The sequence below is a fragment of the Roseateles saccharophilus genome (assembly GCF_004342485.1).
Taxonomy (GTDB): Bacteria; Pseudomonadota; Gammaproteobacteria; order Burkholderiales; family Burkholderiaceae_C; genus Pelomonas; species Pelomonas saccharophila.
In genome coordinates this window covers 68,596-83,694 of the sequence record NZ_SMBU01000004.1, presented here as the reverse complement: position 1 = coordinate 83,694, position 15,099 = coordinate 68,596, and the positions used below count along the sequence as shown (strand labels likewise).

The window sequence follows — 15,099 nt, the reverse complement described above, 5'->3', positions numbered from 1 at the left end:
AAGCCGGCAGGGAGATGCCCATGCCCGGTTTCGCCACTTCGCGGCTGCGCGCCGCCGCCTTGCTGCTCGGCCTCGGCGCCATGCTTCAGCCGGCTGTCGCCGCCCCCAAGGCGCACAAGCAGGCGCCCTTGCGCTTCGACCCGCCCGCTGCCGGGCCGGCCCAGCGCGCCAACGCCGGCTACGAAGCCTGCATCGACAACCCCACGCCCGATGGGCTCGTCATCGACTGCCAGGCCCTGCGCACTCCCGCCGCCGCCGCCAAACCCAAACCGCGGCGGCACTGATATTCGGCGCGCGCATGCGCTGCTGAGGATTGCTTCCTTCCCCGCCGCGGGCGGGCTGAGCACACTGGCTCCACATCACCTCTTGCTGGAGCCTTCATGAGCATCACCGCCATCAACGTCCGCAACCAGTTCCGCGGCACGATCAAGGACATCGTCGAAGGGCCGGTCGTGTCCGAGGTCGATGTCGTCACGCGCAGCGGCGACGTCGTCACCTCCGTCATCACGACGCGCTCGGTCAAGGACCTCGGCCTGGAGGTCGGCCGAGAGGTCGTCGCCCTCGTCAAGTCGACCGAAGTGTCCATCGCGACGCTCTGAGGCGCCGGCCATGGCTTACCAGTCGCCGCGCGTCCTCATCATCCCGGGCCTGCACGACAGCGGCCCGGCCCATTGGCAGACCTGGCTGCAGGGCCAGTACCGCGACGCCCGCCGCGTCACCCAGCGCGACCCGAGCCGCCCCGAGCTGGAGCGCTGGGCCGAGCGCATCCAGCGCACGCTGGAGGTGGCCGGCGACGGCGGCGAATGGCTGGCCGTGGCGCACAGCTTCGGCTGCCTGGCTCTGGCCCGCCACCTGGCCGACCGGCCCGGTTCGCCCATCCGCGAGGCGCTGTTCGTCGCGCCGGCCGAGCCCGACAAGTTCGGTATCGCAGAGGCCCTGCCCCACCAGCGCCTGCCGCGTCGCTCGCGTCTCATCGCCAGCAGCACCGACCCGTGGATGAGCGCCGCCAGCGCCGCGCGCTGGGCCCACCGCTGGGGCGCGAGCTACAGCAACCTGGGCAACGTCGGCCACATCAATGCCGAGGCCGGCTTCGGGCCGTTTCCGCTGGCCAAGAGCTGGGTGGAGGCCGCGCGTGCGCGCGCCGCGGCCGAGGCAAGGCCGCGCCATGCGGAGTTCAGCGAGTGGGGGTTCGCGACCTGACCCGGCGTCCGCTTCGAGGCCAGATCTGCCGAACGCATAACGATATGGCGAATGGTTCGACGACAAACGGCCGCGCCGTTCGCAGAATCGCCGCGCATGAACTTCCAGCAGCTCCGCTCCGTCCGCGAGGCCCAGCGCCGCGGCTTCAACCTGACCGAGGTGGCCCAGGCCCTGCACACCTCCCAGCCCGGCGTCAGCCGCCAGATCCGCGAACTTGAAGAAGAACTCGGCATCGAGCTCTTCGTGCGCGTCGGCAAGCGCCTCACGGGCCTGACCGAGCCGGGCGCGCAGGTGCTGCCCGTCATCGAACGCCTGCTGCTGGAGGCCGAGAACCTGAAGCGCGCGGCCGACGACTTCGCCAGCGCCGGCAGCGGCCGGCTGCGCATCGCCGCCACGCACAGCCAGGCCCGCTATGCGCTGCCGCCGGCCGTGCGCGACTTCCGCGCCCATCACCCCGACGTGAGCCTGCACCTGCAGCAGGGCTCGCCGCAGCAGATCGCGCGCCTGCTGCTCGACGGCGAGGCCGACGTGGGCATCGCGACCGAGGCGCTGGCCCAATATCCCGAGCTGGTCGCCCTGCCCTGCTACCGCTGGACGCATGCCGTCGTCGTGCCGCCCGATCACCCGCTGGCCAGCAGCCGCGAGCCGCTGACGCTGGCGCGCCTGGCCCAGTTCCCCATCGTCACCTACGAGCCCGGCTACACCGGCCGCTCCCACATCGACGAGGCCTTCGCCGCGGCTCGGCTGACGCCCCAGATCGTGCTCAGCGCGATGGACGCCGACGTCATCAAGACCTATGTGGAACTGGGCCTGGGCGTGGGCATCGTCGCGGCCATCGCCTTCGACGAGGAGCGCGACCGCCACCTGCGCGCCCTCGACGCCCGCCATCTGTTCGCGGACAACATGACGCGCCTGGCGGTGCGCCGCGGCGCCTTCCTGCGCGACTATGTCTACGAGTTCATCCAGACCTTCGCCTCGCCGCTGGGCCGCGATGTGGTCGACGCGGCCCGCCATCAGGCACCCGAAGACGAATCGGACCAGGCCTGGCGCAAGGCCGCCTGAGCCCGGCCAGCGCAGCCGCCTCAGAAGCGCAGGCGCTCGACCAGTTCCGCGGGATAGTGGCGCAGATAGGCGCGACGGACGGCGCCCTCGGCCTGCGCCCGCTCGAACATCTGCGTCAGCAGCACCAGATCGGCCGCCTCGAGATTGCGCCGGGACAGGTAGACCCCGTTCTCCATCAGCGGCTCGGCTTCCAGGGCCTCGATGCGGAAGGCCGTCTGCGACAAGGGTGTGCGCGGTGACAGGTCCAGCGCACCCTGGCCGGTCACAAAGGGCAGCAGCGTGAAGTCGGCCCGCCCGGCGTGCAGCATGCGGCTCACGGCCTCGATGTCCGGCACGATGTCGGCGCGCTTGTCGGCCAGCAGCCGCTCGACGAAGTCGCCGTAGGCGGCTCCGAAGTAATAGCCGCGCACGAAGATGCCGCGCAGCCCCTTGTCGGCCAGCAGCTTATTGAGGTCCGCCGGCACCGGTGCATGTGCACGCTCGGTCGCCACCGCCAGGCTCTGGTGGATGAGCGCCAGGAATAGATGGGTGGCATCGCGTTCGGGCTGGCGCATGGCCGGCAGGTAGATGTCGCCCATCTGCGACTTGAACACCGCCTGCGCGGCGCGCGCCCGTGGCACGACGCGGAAGCGGAACTGGCAGCCGATCAGCGCGCCCTGCTCGCGCAGCAGTTCCGGCAGCACACCTTCGACGCGCTCGTCCTCGACGATCACCAGCCGGCCCGCGGGGGAGACCGGCACCTCGATCACACGCGAGCAGCCAGCCACCGCGCCCGAAACCCACAGCCCTGCGGCGCAAGCCAGCGCCAGCATCCGCCCGATCCGGCGCGGGATTCGGAGTCTGCTTTGCATGCAGAAACCTTAACGTCAATTTCGATGGACAACAAGGCACGATCATGCGGACCGATCACAAGCTTGCGCAAAGCCGTCCGGGGTCAACGATGCCCGCGGACGAGCGTTGAACGCCGAACACCGACGCGAGGCCTCATGGTGAAACCCCATCTGCTGTTCTGGGCTGGCGCCCTCGTCTTGGCCGCCGGCTGTGCCAGCCCGCCGCCACCCAGGGTGCCAACCAGCGCCGCGGCCGACACGCTCTGGCTGGACCGCCTGAGCTGGGGCGCCAGCGCCTCCGACCTGGCCGCGGTGCGTGCCCAGGGCCGCACCGCGTGGCTGGATGCCCAGCTCGCACCGCCCACGCCCGCCCGCCTGCCCGAGGCCGCGCAGGCGCAGATCCAGGCGCTGGGCGTCAGCCAGCAGGCCCTGGTGCCGCTGGTGCAGTCGCTGGAGGCCCAGCGCAAGGCCGCCGACGCGCAGGCCGACGACACGGCCAAGGCCGCCGCGCAGAAGGACTACCAGCAGGCGCTGAGCAAGCTGGCCCGCGAGGCCTCCGCACGCGCGCTGCTGAACGCGCTCTACTCGCCCAACCAGGTGCAGGAGCAGCTGGCCTGGTTCTGGTTCAACCACTTCAACGTGCACCAGTACAAGGCCAACCTGCGCGTGATGGTGGGCGACTACGAGCAGGGCCTGCGGGAACGGGCCCTCGGCAGGTTTCGCGACCTGCTGGGCTATACGGCCCACCATCCGGCCATGCTGCGCTACCTCGACAACGAGCAGAACGCCGCCAACCACATCAACGAGAACTACGCCCGCGAGCTGCTGGAGCTGCACACGCTGGGCATCAACGGCGGCTACAGCCAGCGCGACGTGCAGGAGCTGGCCCGCGTGCTGACCGGGCTGGGCGTGAACCTGACGGACAACCGCCCGAAACTCAAGCCGGCGCAGGAGGCGCTGTACCGGCGCGACGGGTTGATGGAGTTCAACCCCGCGCGCCATGATTTCGGGGACAAGCAACTGCTCGGCATCAGCGTGAAGGGCCGCGGCTATGCGGAGCTGGACCAGGTGCTGGACCTGCTGGCCCGCCACCCGAGCACGGCACGCTTCGTGTCGCGCCAGCTGGCCCAGTATTTCGTCGCCGACGAGCCGCCGCCGGCCCTGGTGGAGCGCATGGCCGCGCGCTGGCTGCAGACCGACGGCCGCATCGTCGAGGTGATGCGCACCATGGTCGCCTCGCCCGAGTTCGAGGCCTCTCTCGGCCACAAGTTCAAGGACCCGACCCACTACGTCGTCTCGGCCGTTCGGCTGGCCTATGCCGACAAGGTGGTGCTGAACACGGGCCCGATGATCGGCTGGCTCTACCGTCTCGGCCAGGCGCCCTACAACCGCCAGACGCCCGATGGCTACCCGCTGGACGAGAACGCCTGGGCCGGCCCGGGCCAGATGACGACGCGCTTCGAGATCGCCCGCGCGATCGGCAGCGGCAGCGCCGGCCTGTTCAAGATCGAAGGCGAGAAGCAGGATCGCCCCGCCTTCCCGCAGCTGGCCAACCCGCTCTATTACGACGGCATCGCGCCGCGCCTGGCCGCCGCCACGAAGCAGGCCCTGGGCCAGGCCGCATCGCCGCAGGAATGGAACACCTTCCTGCTCGCCTCTCCGGAACTGATGAACAGGTGAACCGATGAAACGCCGCAACCTGCTCCAGCTCGGCCTGGGCGCCGCCGCACCGCCGATGCAACTCTGGGCCGCCGTGCCCGCGCCCTGGCCCGAGACGCCGCGCGTGCTCGTCGTCTTCCTGCGCGGCGCCTATGACGCGGCCAACCTGCTGGTGCCCACGGCGTCGAGCTTCTACTACGAGGCCCGGCCCAACATCGCCATCGCCAAGGCCCAAGCCCTGCCGCTGGACGCCGCCTGGGGCCTGGCGCCGGCCCTGGCGGACAGCATCCACCCGCTGTGGCTCAAGGGCCAGGCCGCCTTCGTACCCTTTGCCGGCACGCACGACACGACACGCAGCCATTTCGAGACCCAGGACCACATCGAGCTGGGCCAGCCCGACGATGCTTCGAGGGACTTCCGCAGCGGCTTCATGAACCGCCTGGCCGGCGTGCTGGGCGCGGGCTCGGCCGGCAGCTCGCATCTGGAGGCGATGGCCTTCACCGACCAGGTGCCGCTGATCCTGCGCGGCAGCCTGCCGGTGGCCAACCAGGCGCTGCGCGACCTGGGCAAGCCGGCCATCAGCGCGAGCCAGGCGCAGACCATCGCCGCCATGTATGCCGGAACCAAGCTGGCCGGCACGGTCAGCGGCGGCTTCGAGGTGCGCGACGAGGTCAGCCGCGAGATGGCCGGCGAGATGGAGGCCGCCAGCCGCAACGCCATCGCGGCCAAGGGCTTCGCGCTGGAGGCGCGGCGCGTCGCGCGGCTGATGCGCGAACGCGTGACGCTGGGCTTCATCGACATCGGCGGCTGGGACACGCATGTCGGCGAAGGCGGCGCCAACGGCCAGCTTGCGACCAAGCTCGGTGAGCTGGGCAAGGGTCTGGCGCTGTTCGCCGACGAGATGGGGCCGCAGTGGGCCAACACCGTCGTCGTCGTCGTCAGCGAGTTCGGCCGCACCTTCCGCGAGAACGGCAACCGCGGCACCGACCATGGCCACGGCAGCGCCTACTGGGTGCTGGGCGGCGGCGTGAAGGGCGGGCGCATCGCCGGCGAACAGGTGGAGGTCAAGGCCGCCACGCTGTTCCAGAACCGTGACTGGCCGGTGCTCAACGAATACCGCGCGCTGTTCGGCGGTTTGTTCAAGCGCATCTACGGCCTGAACGACGCGCAACTGGCCACGGTCTTCCCTGGGGCCAGCTCGCGCGATATCGGCTTGGTTTAGGCCGACCGGGCCCAGCGGTCGACGACCGCCTTCACGCGCTCGCCGAAGGCCTTGGCCGTTGCGATGTCGCCGGGCACCATTTCCTCGGCCGAGGCGTCGCTGGGCGTCTGCGTGATCAGGCCGGCATAGCCGCCCAGATTGTTGACATCGTCGCGCGTGGCGGCCTTGTGGTTGGGCGCCTTGATGCCGGTGCCCACCCAGATCATGCTGTGCTGCTGGCTCAGCGTGTGCAGGTACTGCATCGTGCCCTGCTTGTCGCCGTTGAGCGTGGCCGAGTTCGTGAAGCCGGCCGCGATCTTGTCCTTCCAGACCTGGCTGTACCAGGGCTTGCTGCTGGCGTCGGCCACCTTCTTGAACTGCCAGCTCGGGCCGCCCATATAGGTCGGCGTGCCGAAGATGATGGCGTCGGCCGCGGCCAGCGCCGCCCAGTCGGCCTCGGAGATATTGCCCTCGGCATCGACGGGCATCAACTGCGCGCCAGCGGCGCCGGCAACGGCCTCGGCGACCTTCTTGGTGTGACCGTAACCGGAGTGATAGAGAACGACGATCTTGCTCATGGAGGATTTCCTCTGAAGTGGGTGGAAAAGGTTTCAGGCCGCGAGGTCGAAGACCAGGACTTCGGCATCCTTGCCGGCCGTCAAGGCGAGGCGCGATGTTTCGCGAACTTGCAGGGCATCGCCCGCCGTCAGGTCTTGCCCGTTCACGGTAAGCGCGCCGCGTACGAGGTGGATATAGGCGATGCGGCCATCGGCCAGGCCGAGCTCGGCCTGCTCGGCGCCGTCGAACAGGCCGGCATAGAGCTTGGCGTCGGCATGGATGGTCACCGCGCCGCCAGCACCGTCGTTCGCCGCCACCAGGCGCAACTGGCCGCGCTTGGAGCCGGCGTCGAAATGCTTCTGCTCGTAGCTCGGCGCAATGCCGCGCGCATCGGGCTGGATCCAGATCTGAAGGAAATGCGTGGTCTCATCCTTGGCGTGGTTGAACTCGCTGTGCAGCACGCCCGTGCCCGCGCTCATGCGCTGCACGTCGCCGGGGCGGATGACGCCCGCGTTCGCGGCACCCTTCTCGCCATTGCCCATGCTGTCCTTGTGCGCCAGCTCGCCGGAGAGCACGTAGCTGATGATCTCCATGTCGCGGTGGCCATGCGTGCCGAAGCCCGTGCCGGGTGCGATCCTGTCCTCGTTGATGACGCGCAGCGCCCCGAAGCCCATGCGCGCCGGGTCGTAGTAGTCGGCGAAGGAGAAGCTGTGGAAGGACTTCAGCCAGCCGTGGTCGGCATAGCCGCGGTCGCAGGACTTGATCAGTTGCAGCATGGTCGGGCTCCTTTTCTTGCGTCAGTGCAGCCAATGTAGGAGCCGCCCCTGCCACCATCGATCAGCCGGCGCTGAGGGCACCATTCAAATAGACTGAACAAATCCTAGATACAACGGCTGACCGCTTCCCAGCGCTCGCACCTGATGCCTTCATCGCAGAACACCTTTCACGGCAAACGCATCGCCTCAGGCAGCAGCGCTGCGCGCCCGATTGCGCCGCACTGGCGTGCGCCGGCTGCGTTGCTCCTCCTCGCGGGCCTGAGCCCGCAGCGTCCTCGCGCCTTGCCGGCACGCGCCATCGCAGCCCACTCGGGCACGCCCAAACGTCGCGTCTAGGATGTCGCCCTCCCACGAAAAACGCCGCGCACTGACGCCCGAGGCGCTGGCCATGATGGACACCATCGCCCGCACCGGCAGCTTTGCCGCCGCCGCGCGCGAGATGGGCCGCGTGCCTTCGGCGTTGACCTATTCCGTGCGCCAGCTGGAGGATGCGCTGGACGTGCTGCTGTTCGACCGCAGCTCGCGCCAGGCCGTGCTGACCAGCGCCGGCCAGGAACTGCTGCACGAAGGGCGGCGCCTGCTGCAGGAGCTGGACGCCGTGGCCAACCGGGTGCGCCGCATCGCCACCGGCTGGGAGAGCGAGCTGACGCTGGCCGTGGACGACGCCATCGCCCGCCGCGCCCTTTTCGACTTGATGGAGGCCTTCTACGCTGAGAAGACCGACGACGGCAGCCCGCCGCCGACCCGGCTCAAGCTGCGCGTGGAGGTGCTGGCCGGCACCTGGGAGGCGCTGCTGAGCGGCCAGGCCGACATCGCCATCGGCGTGCCGGCCCGCACGCCCAGCCCGGCCATCCAGACCGCGCCGCTGGGGCCGATGGAGTTCGCCTTCTGCGTGGCGCCCCATCATCCGCTGGCCGAGGCGCCCGAGCCGCTGGCGGCGGCGCAGATCGCCGAACACCGCATCATCACGGTGGCCGACAGTGCGCGCCAGATGCAGCCCATCACCATCGGCGTGCTGCCTGGGCAGGACGTACTGACCCTGCCCTCGCTGGCCTCCAAGGTTGAAGGCTTGCTGCGCGGCCTGGGCTGCGGCTCTGTGCCCGTCTCGATGGTGCGCCGGCACATCGAGGCCGGCCGCCTGGTGCACAAGGCCACCTATGAAGGCCTGCGCTCCGGCACGATGTACTACGCCTGGCGCGACACCGGCCACGCGCCCGGCAAGGCGCTGGCCTGGTGGCTGGAGAAGCTGCGCAACGACACGACCTGCAAGGCGCTGGTGGAACAGCACGAGGGGCTGCTGCTTTGACCTATCGGGGAAGGTTCGCACCCTCGCCCACCGGCCCTCTGCATGCCGGCTCGCTGGTCGCGGCGCTGGCGAGCTGGCTGGACGCGCGCGCCCAGGGCGGCCAATGGCTGGTGCGCGTCGAGGACGTCGACGGCCCGCGCTGCCCGCCAGGCATGGATCAGGTCATCCTCGGCCAGCTCGCAGCGCTAGGCCTGCACCCCGACGAGCGCCCCGTCTGGCAGTCGCGCCGCGGCGCCCTCTACCAGCTGGCGCTGGACCGCCTCATCGCCAGCGGCCATGCCTATGGCTGTGCCTGCACACGCGCCGAGATCGCGGCCGCCGCGGGGCCGCGTCCCAGGCACGGTGAACTCGTCTATACGGGCACCTGCCGCCACGGCACGAATGGCCGGCCGGTGCGCGCCTGGCGCTTTCGGGTCGATGGCCGGATCGACTGGACCGACCGCCGGCTTGGGCCGCAGACGCAGGACCTGGCAGCCGAGGTCGGCGACTTCGTGCTCAAGCGCGCCGACGGCCTCTGGGCCTACCAGTTGGCCGTCGTCGTCGACGATGCCGAGCAGGGCATCACCGACATCGTGCGCGGCGAGGACCTGGCCGACAACACGCCGCGCCAGATCGCGCTGCAACGCGCGCTCGGCCTGCCCACGCCGCGCTATCTGCACACGCCACTGGTGCTGGCCGCGGACGGGCACAAGCTGTCCAAGCAGAACGGCGCCGCGGCGCTGGACCTGCGCGACCCGATGGCACGGCTGCGCGAGGCGGCCGAGCGCCTGGGCCTGCAGGTCGACGACAGCACCACTCTGCTAGCCGCCGCCGTCGGACAGTGGCGGGCCCATGCCTGGACGGTACGGGCAGGTTCGGCCTGACACCATCGGCCAGCTACCTCGGGAAACCCCGACTTGCGCGCAATTCGTCACGTTGTCGCCTGCCATCCGGCGCCCACCTGCTCGGCCGTTAGCCGCCATGCCGATATGGTGCGAGGCCGACATGTCCAGGCGTAACGCCCTCCATGCCCCAGTTCAACCGGCTTGAGTCCATCTTCGACGCCTTCGCCGTCCGGATCTTTCCGGCGGTGGTGCTGGTCGTCGTCGGCCTGGTCATGCTGTGGCAGCTGGGCACGGCCGAACCGCTGAGCGGCCAGCCAGTGCCCGTCGCGGCCCGCGAAGCGCCGGCCGCGGACACCCTGCCTGCCCAGGCGCTGGCTTTGCTGGCCGGTGCCGGAACCGCCCGCTCCGTGTCGACGCAACTGTCGACGCGCCCCTTCTGGTATCGCATCGAGGCGGACGCGCCCGATCACGACTCGGCCTGGGGAGTGGGCCTGCCCTCCCGGCATGCCATGAACCTGGCTTGCTGGGACGCCGCCACACTCGCGCCACTGGGCCAGGCCAGCCGCAGCGACACCAGCGGGGCCATCGGCAACCTGCAGGGCGGCTTTATCGTCAGGCTGGAGCCCCAGGCCCGGCATGCATCGCTGCTGTGCCGCTCCGAGTTCCGCGGCCCCGCCAAGATCAGTGCCGAACGCTGGACCCAGGCCGTCGCCGACGCCGCCAACGCCCAGCACAAGCGCAACGCGACGATGATCGAGGCCGGCTTCGGCCTGCTCGCCATCTCGATGGTGCTGACCGCCGCCATCAACCTCAACAAGCTCTACTGGGCCTTCGTCGGCTGGCTGTTCGTCAGCATGCGCATGGCCCTGCTGTCCGAGGGTTCAGACCTGAGTTTCATCGGCGTGCCGATTCCGCTTGAACTGCTCATTCCGGTTCGGCAATGGACCGTCGCGCTGTATTTCTGCTGCACGATCGCCGTGCTTGGGCTGCTGTTCAAACAGGAGCTCAAGCAACTGGGTGGAGGATGGCTGCTGACCACGCTGCGCGTCTTTGCAATCCTGATCGCGCTGCTGTGCGCGGCCCTGCCCTTCGAGCACTTCCTGCCATTTGTCTGGGTCGCGACCACCATTGTCGCGGTGCTGACCACCCCTTGGCTCTACCTGATCCTGCGCAAGGTCCACTCGCGCACCGCCATGTGGTACGTCGTCTCAACTCTGGTAACCCTGGTCGCCAGCCTTACCGAGGTCGTCGCGGCCGCCACTGGTTACCGCTTTCTGTTGGGTGGGCTGAACAGCGTCACTGCGGCCCTGGCCTCGGCGTTGTTCACCACGGCCGCGCTGGCCGAGCACATGCGCCAGGACCGCCTGCAGCGCGAGGCAGCCCAACGCACGCTGAAGGCCGCCTACGACGATTCGCCGGTCGGCCTGTTCTCGGTGGACGAGAAACTGCGAGTGCTGAGCTGCAACCCGGCCTTCCGGGCCATGCTGGCGCAGGCCGACTATGCGGGCCCGCTGGATGTCAACATGATCTTCGAAAACCAGGTCGCGCTGGCGCTGGCCAACCTGGGCGAGGATGGCGACCAGTTCGACCAGCAGGTGCGCATCCGCTACGGCGGGTCGGTCGAGCGCTGGTTCCTGCTGCGCGCCTCGTCCTCGCGTGCCGGCCTGATCGAATGCTCGCTGCAGGACATCACCGACCGCGTCCGCTCCGCCAACCGGCTCGAGTTCCTGGTCAACCACGACCCGCTGACCGAGTGCCTGAACCTGCGCGGCCTGACGCGCTCCTTCGAGCGCAGCGTGGAGCGCGTCACCGCGCTGGCCTATCTGGACCTGGACCGCTTCAAGCTGATCAACGACCTCTACGGGCACAACGCCGGCGACGCCGTGCTCCTGCAGGTCTGCGAGCGCATCCGCTCGCAGCTGCCGGCCAATGCCCTGCTGGCCCGGGTCGGCGGCGACGAATTCGTGCTCGCCTTCGTGACGACCGAACTCGCGCAGGCCCGCATCGTCTGCCAGAACATCTGCGCGCTGATCTCCACGGCGCCATTCAAGATCGAAAACCAGCAGTTCGCGCTGAGCGTCTCCGCCGGCCTGGTCAGCACCCAGTGGCTGGCCAGCCAGGGCATGAAGGCCGTCGTGTCGGCCGCCGACACGCTGTGCCGCATGGCCAAGAAGCGCCCGGGCACGGACCGCCTGCTGGTCATGGCGGGCGAGGACAAGTTCTTCAAGACCCACAAGGAAGAGCTGGAACTCATCAACTGCCTGGAGCACGACCGCACGCCCGAAGGCCTGTTCCTGGTAATGCAGCCCGAGTTGTCGCTGCACCGCCCGTTCGACAGCCTCAACTTCGAGGTGCTGATCCGCATGCGCAAGCCCAGCGGCGAGACACTGCCGGCCCAGGTCGTCATCGAGGCGGCCGAAGCCCACGGCAAGACGGCCATCATCGACCGCTGGGTCATCTCCACGGTGCTCGCCTGGCTGGAAACCCACCAGGCCCGACTGCCCAACACGCAGTTCATCGGCGTCAACCTGTCTGGCGGCTCGCTGAACGACGTGGTCTTCATCGAGGATCTGTTCGCGTTGCTGGAGGCCCACGGCGACGTCGCCAAACGCCTGTGCATCGAGATCACCGAGACCGTCGCCCTCACCGACCTTGCCCATATGCAGCGCTTCATCGAGCGCGCCGGCGCGCTGGGCGTCAAGGTGGCGCTGGACGATTTCGGTGCCGGCTATTCCTCTTTCGGCTACCTGAAGGGCATGACCGTCGACGCACTCAAGCTCGACGGCTCGCTGGTGCGCGACGTGACGAGCAACCCGGCCGCGATGGCCATCCTGGGTGCGCTGGGCGGGCTGTCGGCCAACCTGGGGATGAAGTCCATCGGCGAATACGTCGAGGACCTGCCCATCCTGAAGGCCCTGGTCGACGCGGGCGTGGACTATGCCCAGGGCTGGGCCATCAGCAAGCCCGTGATGCCCGAACAGATCCTGGCGGCGTCCTCGTCGGCCGACTTCATCCAGGATGCCGACGTGGCCCAGTACGTGCGTTCCTTGCAGTCACGGCCGACGCTGGTCTCGCGCCAGGCGGCGCCGGGCACCGCCGCGGCCGAACCAATGCTTCACTGACTCAGGAGCAGCGGCTCGATCCGTGCCGGCGTAGCCCGCCATCCCGGGTTGGCCGCAGCCGCCGGGAAACCCGGCAGGGCAGAAGGAGGGCAGACCTGGCGCCAGTCGATGGCGCTAAGGTCACGGGCTCCACTCAGATCGATGTCGGGATGAAAGGTTTCGATCATGAAGCTGTACAGCGGGTGCCCCTGGGCCGACCAGAGGTCTTGTGCCTGAGCCACTGGCAAACGCATGATCCGGTGCGGAATATTGGCCGCGTAGGGCAGTGGATAGTAGACGCCGGGCTCCAGGATGTCGGTGAACAGCAACCGGTCGTAGATCGTGTCCACCGGCCTGCGCCCACCCGCCACCAGCCAGTCGATGTTCTGCTCCTCGGCGTACAGGAACAGGGCCTTGAACAGCGCGTTGCGCACCAGCGAGGCCGAAGTGCCATGCCCCACGCACAGCCGCGTGGCCTCGACCAGCCGCTCGCCATTGAAGGCCTGCTGGATGTCCACCGCGGCCTCCAGGGGCAGGGGATCCACCACGTTGGAGTGGGTGCGCAGCGTACCGAGCACCGACCCGTCCAGTTTGGACGTGGCAACGATCACCTCGCAGCCGAAGGTGGAATCGGCCGATTCCGGCTGCGCCAGCACCTCGGCCATGGCCGGCAGATGCCGGCCATAGGCACTGGCACGCAGTTGGCTCACAGCCGGCATTTGCTCTGCCGACGCGATGCTCACGGTGAAGGGCAGGCGCGCCTCGCGAACATTGCGGGGGCGCAGGACTCGGCTGGATGTCATTGCTGGCGGCTCGGTTGATAAAGCAAGGCCATGCTAGGCGCCCCCCTAGTTCGTCAATCCTGCGGTATGCCGTCTCTTAGCCCGCCAATTCACCGTGGATTCATGTGCGGGGCGCGCAGGTACACGACGGCGGCCAGCGCATCGGGGCTTGCGCCTGCAACCGCGGCACCGACGCCAGGAAGGGGCCGTCCGCGGGCAGGACGCCCATCTGCGCGTCGTCGATGGCCTAGGCCGGCTCCCTGACCGACCAGCGCAGGTTCAGCGACACGGCCACCGCCCCCTCGCCCGAGGTCCGCGCCTCGATGGCAGAGGCGCGCGGATGAATCAGTGCGAGGCCATCAGATGCCTGGCCAGGGCCTGGAAGGCCGGCAGCGAGGTCGGGTCGTTGAAGGCATTGGCCGCCATCGGGAAGGAGGCGAAGCGCGCCACCACCATCTCGGCCTTGGGGTCGATGTAGAGGGTCTGGCCGTGGATGCCACGCGCCGCGAACGCGCCGTCCTCGTTGTGCAGCACCCACCACATGTCGCGGTAGCTGCCGCCCGGCAGGGTTTTGTAGCCGGCCTTCTCGAAGTCGGACTTGCGGCCGCCGCGCTGGATGTCGTCGACGACGGCCTTGGGCACGATCTGCTGGCCGTTGTACTGGCCGCCCAGACGCATCATCTCGCCCAGGCGGGCCAGGTCGCGCGTCGTGGCGTTCAGGCCGCCGCCGGCGAAATCCACGCCGTCCGGGTCCACCAGCATGTAGGCGTCCTCCTCGGCGCCGAGCTTCTGCCAGATGCGCTCGGACAGCAGCTCGCCCACGCCCTTGCCGGTGACGCGCTTGATGATCCAGCCCAACACGTCGCTGTTGACCGTCTTGTAGGCGAAGGCCTGTCCATGCTCGCCCTCCTTGCGCAGGCTCTGCAGGAAGGCATAGGACGATGCCGGCCCCGTGTAGCCGGGCGGCTTGGGCAGCACGCCGTTGGCACGGACATGGTCCCAGATCTCCGCCTTGGGGTCGGCATAGGCCTCGGAGTACTTGACCCCCACCGTCATGTCCAGCACCTGGCGCACCGTGGCATCGCCCCAGGCGCTGTCCTTGAGCTCGGGCACATAGCGGGTGACCAGGGCCGTCTCGTCGATCCTGCCCTCGTTGACCAGCATGGCGCCCAGCAGCCCGAAGGCGGACTTGGTGACGGACATCGCCATGTGAGCCGTGTGCGGCGTCATCACGCCGTTGTACTTCTCGTAGACCACCCGGCCCTTGTGCAGCACGACGATGGCGTCCGTGTAATTGGCCTGCAGGGACTGCGCCCAGGTCATAGGCTCGCTCTGCCCCAGCGGCACGAAGCTGATGCCGTCGATGTCGCCGCGCTCGGCGCGCTCCAGGCGGCGCGGCCCGCCATCGCCGCGCCAGACGTCAGTGGACGGCATGAACTGGCGCCAGTTGGCGAAGCTCCAGCGGAACTGCGGGAACTTGGCATGGCTGCCATCGGCAAAGTGCAACATCTTCTCGGCGGGCGGCGGCGAACCCACCATCCAGCCCAGCCTGGCCGGATCGGTCTCCGCAGCCGAAGGCAGCTTGGGGGCGGTCTGGGCCTGGGCCAGCAGCGTCATGCCTGCAAGCAGCGCGGCGGCCATGCCCTGCCGTGTGAAGGTGGCGTCCATGTTGTCTCCTTGTGATGTTCGGGATGCGCGGGCGGATTCTGCGCATCCGGCCTGTGTCTGAAAAGGATCGATTCGGGCGTCTGCCGTCCAGCAGGGCTCCGGGGGCACTCCAGCCGCGGCCCGGCGGCGACA

The 15,099-nt window shown here is 69.1% G+C and carries 14 protein-coding genes; 9 read left to right on the top strand and 5 right to left on the bottom strand.

The genetic code is table 11. The annotated features are described in order from the left end of the window. Nucleotides 1-20: 20 nt before the first annotated feature. The 4 genes from EV671_RS04955 to EV671_RS04940 all read left to right on the top strand — a co-directional run bounded on the left by EV671_RS04955 (nucleotide 21) and on the right by EV671_RS04940 (nucleotide 2,262). On the top strand, nucleotides 21-284 hold the full coding sequence (locus EV671_RS04955) for a hypothetical protein (RefSeq protein WP_132570189.1): 264 nt from the start codon (nucleotides 21-23) through the stop codon (nucleotides 282-284). Between the two features lie 96 nt (nucleotides 285-380). Beyond that, nucleotides 381-599: a TOBE domain-containing protein gene (locus EV671_RS04950; RefSeq protein WP_132570188.1), complete on the top strand. Its 219-nt coding sequence runs from the start codon at nucleotides 381-383 to the stop codon at nucleotides 597-599. A gap of 10 nt (nucleotides 600-609) precedes the next feature. Continuing rightward, the gene (locus EV671_RS04945) at nucleotides 610-1,200 is read left to right on the top strand and encodes an RBBP9/YdeN family alpha/beta hydrolase (protein WP_132570187.1); all 591 of its coding nucleotides are present in this window, start codon (nucleotides 610-612) and stop codon (nucleotides 1,198-1,200) included. A gap of 96 nt (nucleotides 1,201-1,296) precedes the next feature. Further along, nucleotides 1,297-2,262: a CysB family HTH-type transcriptional regulator gene (locus EV671_RS04940; RefSeq protein ID WP_132570186.1), complete on the top strand. Its 966-nt coding sequence runs from the start codon at nucleotides 1,297-1,299 to the stop codon at nucleotides 2,260-2,262. Between the two features lie 20 nt (nucleotides 2,263-2,282). Here the strand turns inward: EV671_RS04940 and EV671_RS04935 are convergent, their stop codons facing one another. Next, on the bottom strand, nucleotides 2,283-3,113 hold the full coding sequence (locus EV671_RS04935; RefSeq protein WP_132570185.1) for a type 2 periplasmic-binding domain-containing protein: 831 nt from the start codon (nucleotides 3,111-3,113) through the stop codon (nucleotides 2,283-2,285). Between the two features lie 135 nt (nucleotides 3,114-3,248). Between EV671_RS04935 and EV671_RS04930 the strand changes: the two genes are divergently transcribed. Continuing rightward, nucleotides 3,249-4,772 (top strand): DUF1800 domain-containing protein, encoded by a 1,524-nt coding sequence (locus EV671_RS04930; protein WP_132570184.1) that lies wholly within the window; start codon nucleotides 3,249-3,251, stop codon nucleotides 4,770-4,772. Nucleotides 4,773-4,776: 4 nt separating this feature from the next. After that, nucleotides 4,777-5,973: a DUF1501 domain-containing protein gene (locus tag EV671_RS04925; RefSeq protein WP_132570183.1), complete on the top strand. Its 1,197-nt coding sequence runs from the start codon at nucleotides 4,777-4,779 to the stop codon at nucleotides 5,971-5,973. Here the strand turns inward: EV671_RS04925 and EV671_RS04920 are convergent. Both EV671_RS04920 and EV671_RS04915 read right to left on the bottom strand, forming a co-directional pair. Then, on the bottom strand, nucleotides 5,970-6,530 hold the full coding sequence (locus EV671_RS04920) for a flavodoxin family protein (RefSeq protein ID WP_132570182.1): 561 nt from the start codon (nucleotides 6,528-6,530) through the stop codon (nucleotides 5,970-5,972). The two genes, EV671_RS04925 and EV671_RS04920, sit on opposite strands and share 4 nt — an antisense overlap. A 33-nt stretch (nucleotides 6,531-6,563) precedes the next feature. Continuing rightward, entirely contained in the window at nucleotides 6,564-7,286 is a 723-nt protein-coding gene (locus EV671_RS04915) for a pirin family protein (RefSeq protein WP_132570181.1), read from the bottom strand. 337 nt (nucleotides 7,287-7,623) lie between these two features. Here EV671_RS04915 and EV671_RS04910 point away from each other — a divergent pair, with 337 nt between their 5' ends. From EV671_RS04910 to EV671_RS04900, 3 genes are all read left to right on the top strand, one after another. Beyond that, nucleotides 7,624-8,592, top strand: coding sequence for a LysR family transcriptional regulator (locus tag EV671_RS04910; RefSeq protein WP_132570180.1), 969 nt, complete (start codon nucleotides 7,624-7,626; stop codon nucleotides 8,590-8,592). Next, nucleotides 8,589-9,455: a tRNA glutamyl-Q(34) synthetase GluQRS gene (gluQRS, locus tag EV671_RS04905; RefSeq protein ID WP_132570179.1), complete on the top strand. Its 867-nt coding sequence runs from the start codon at nucleotides 8,589-8,591 to the stop codon at nucleotides 9,453-9,455. Before EV671_RS04910 ends, gluQRS begins: the two co-directional genes overlap by 4 nt. A gap of 143 nt (nucleotides 9,456-9,598) precedes the next feature. Further along, nucleotides 9,599-12,538 (top strand): putative bifunctional diguanylate cyclase/phosphodiesterase, encoded by a 2,940-nt coding sequence (locus EV671_RS04900; RefSeq protein WP_132570178.1) that lies wholly within the window; start codon nucleotides 9,599-9,601, stop codon nucleotides 12,536-12,538. On the opposite strand, the gene EV671_RS04895 is transcribed toward EV671_RS04900, so the two are convergent. Both EV671_RS04895 and EV671_RS04890 read right to left on the bottom strand, forming a co-directional pair. After that, entirely contained in the window at nucleotides 12,532-13,320 is a 789-nt protein-coding gene (locus EV671_RS04895) for an N-acyl amino acid synthase FeeM domain-containing protein (protein ID WP_132570177.1), read from the bottom strand. The genes EV671_RS04900 and EV671_RS04895 overlap by 7 nt on opposite strands. Nucleotides 13,321-13,644: 324 nt before the next feature. Further along, a complete protein-coding gene (locus EV671_RS04890; protein WP_132570176.1) occupies nucleotides 13,645-14,967 on the bottom strand; it encodes a serine hydrolase domain-containing protein in 1,323 nt (440 codons plus the stop codon). Nucleotides 14,968-15,099 lie beyond the last annotated feature (132 nt).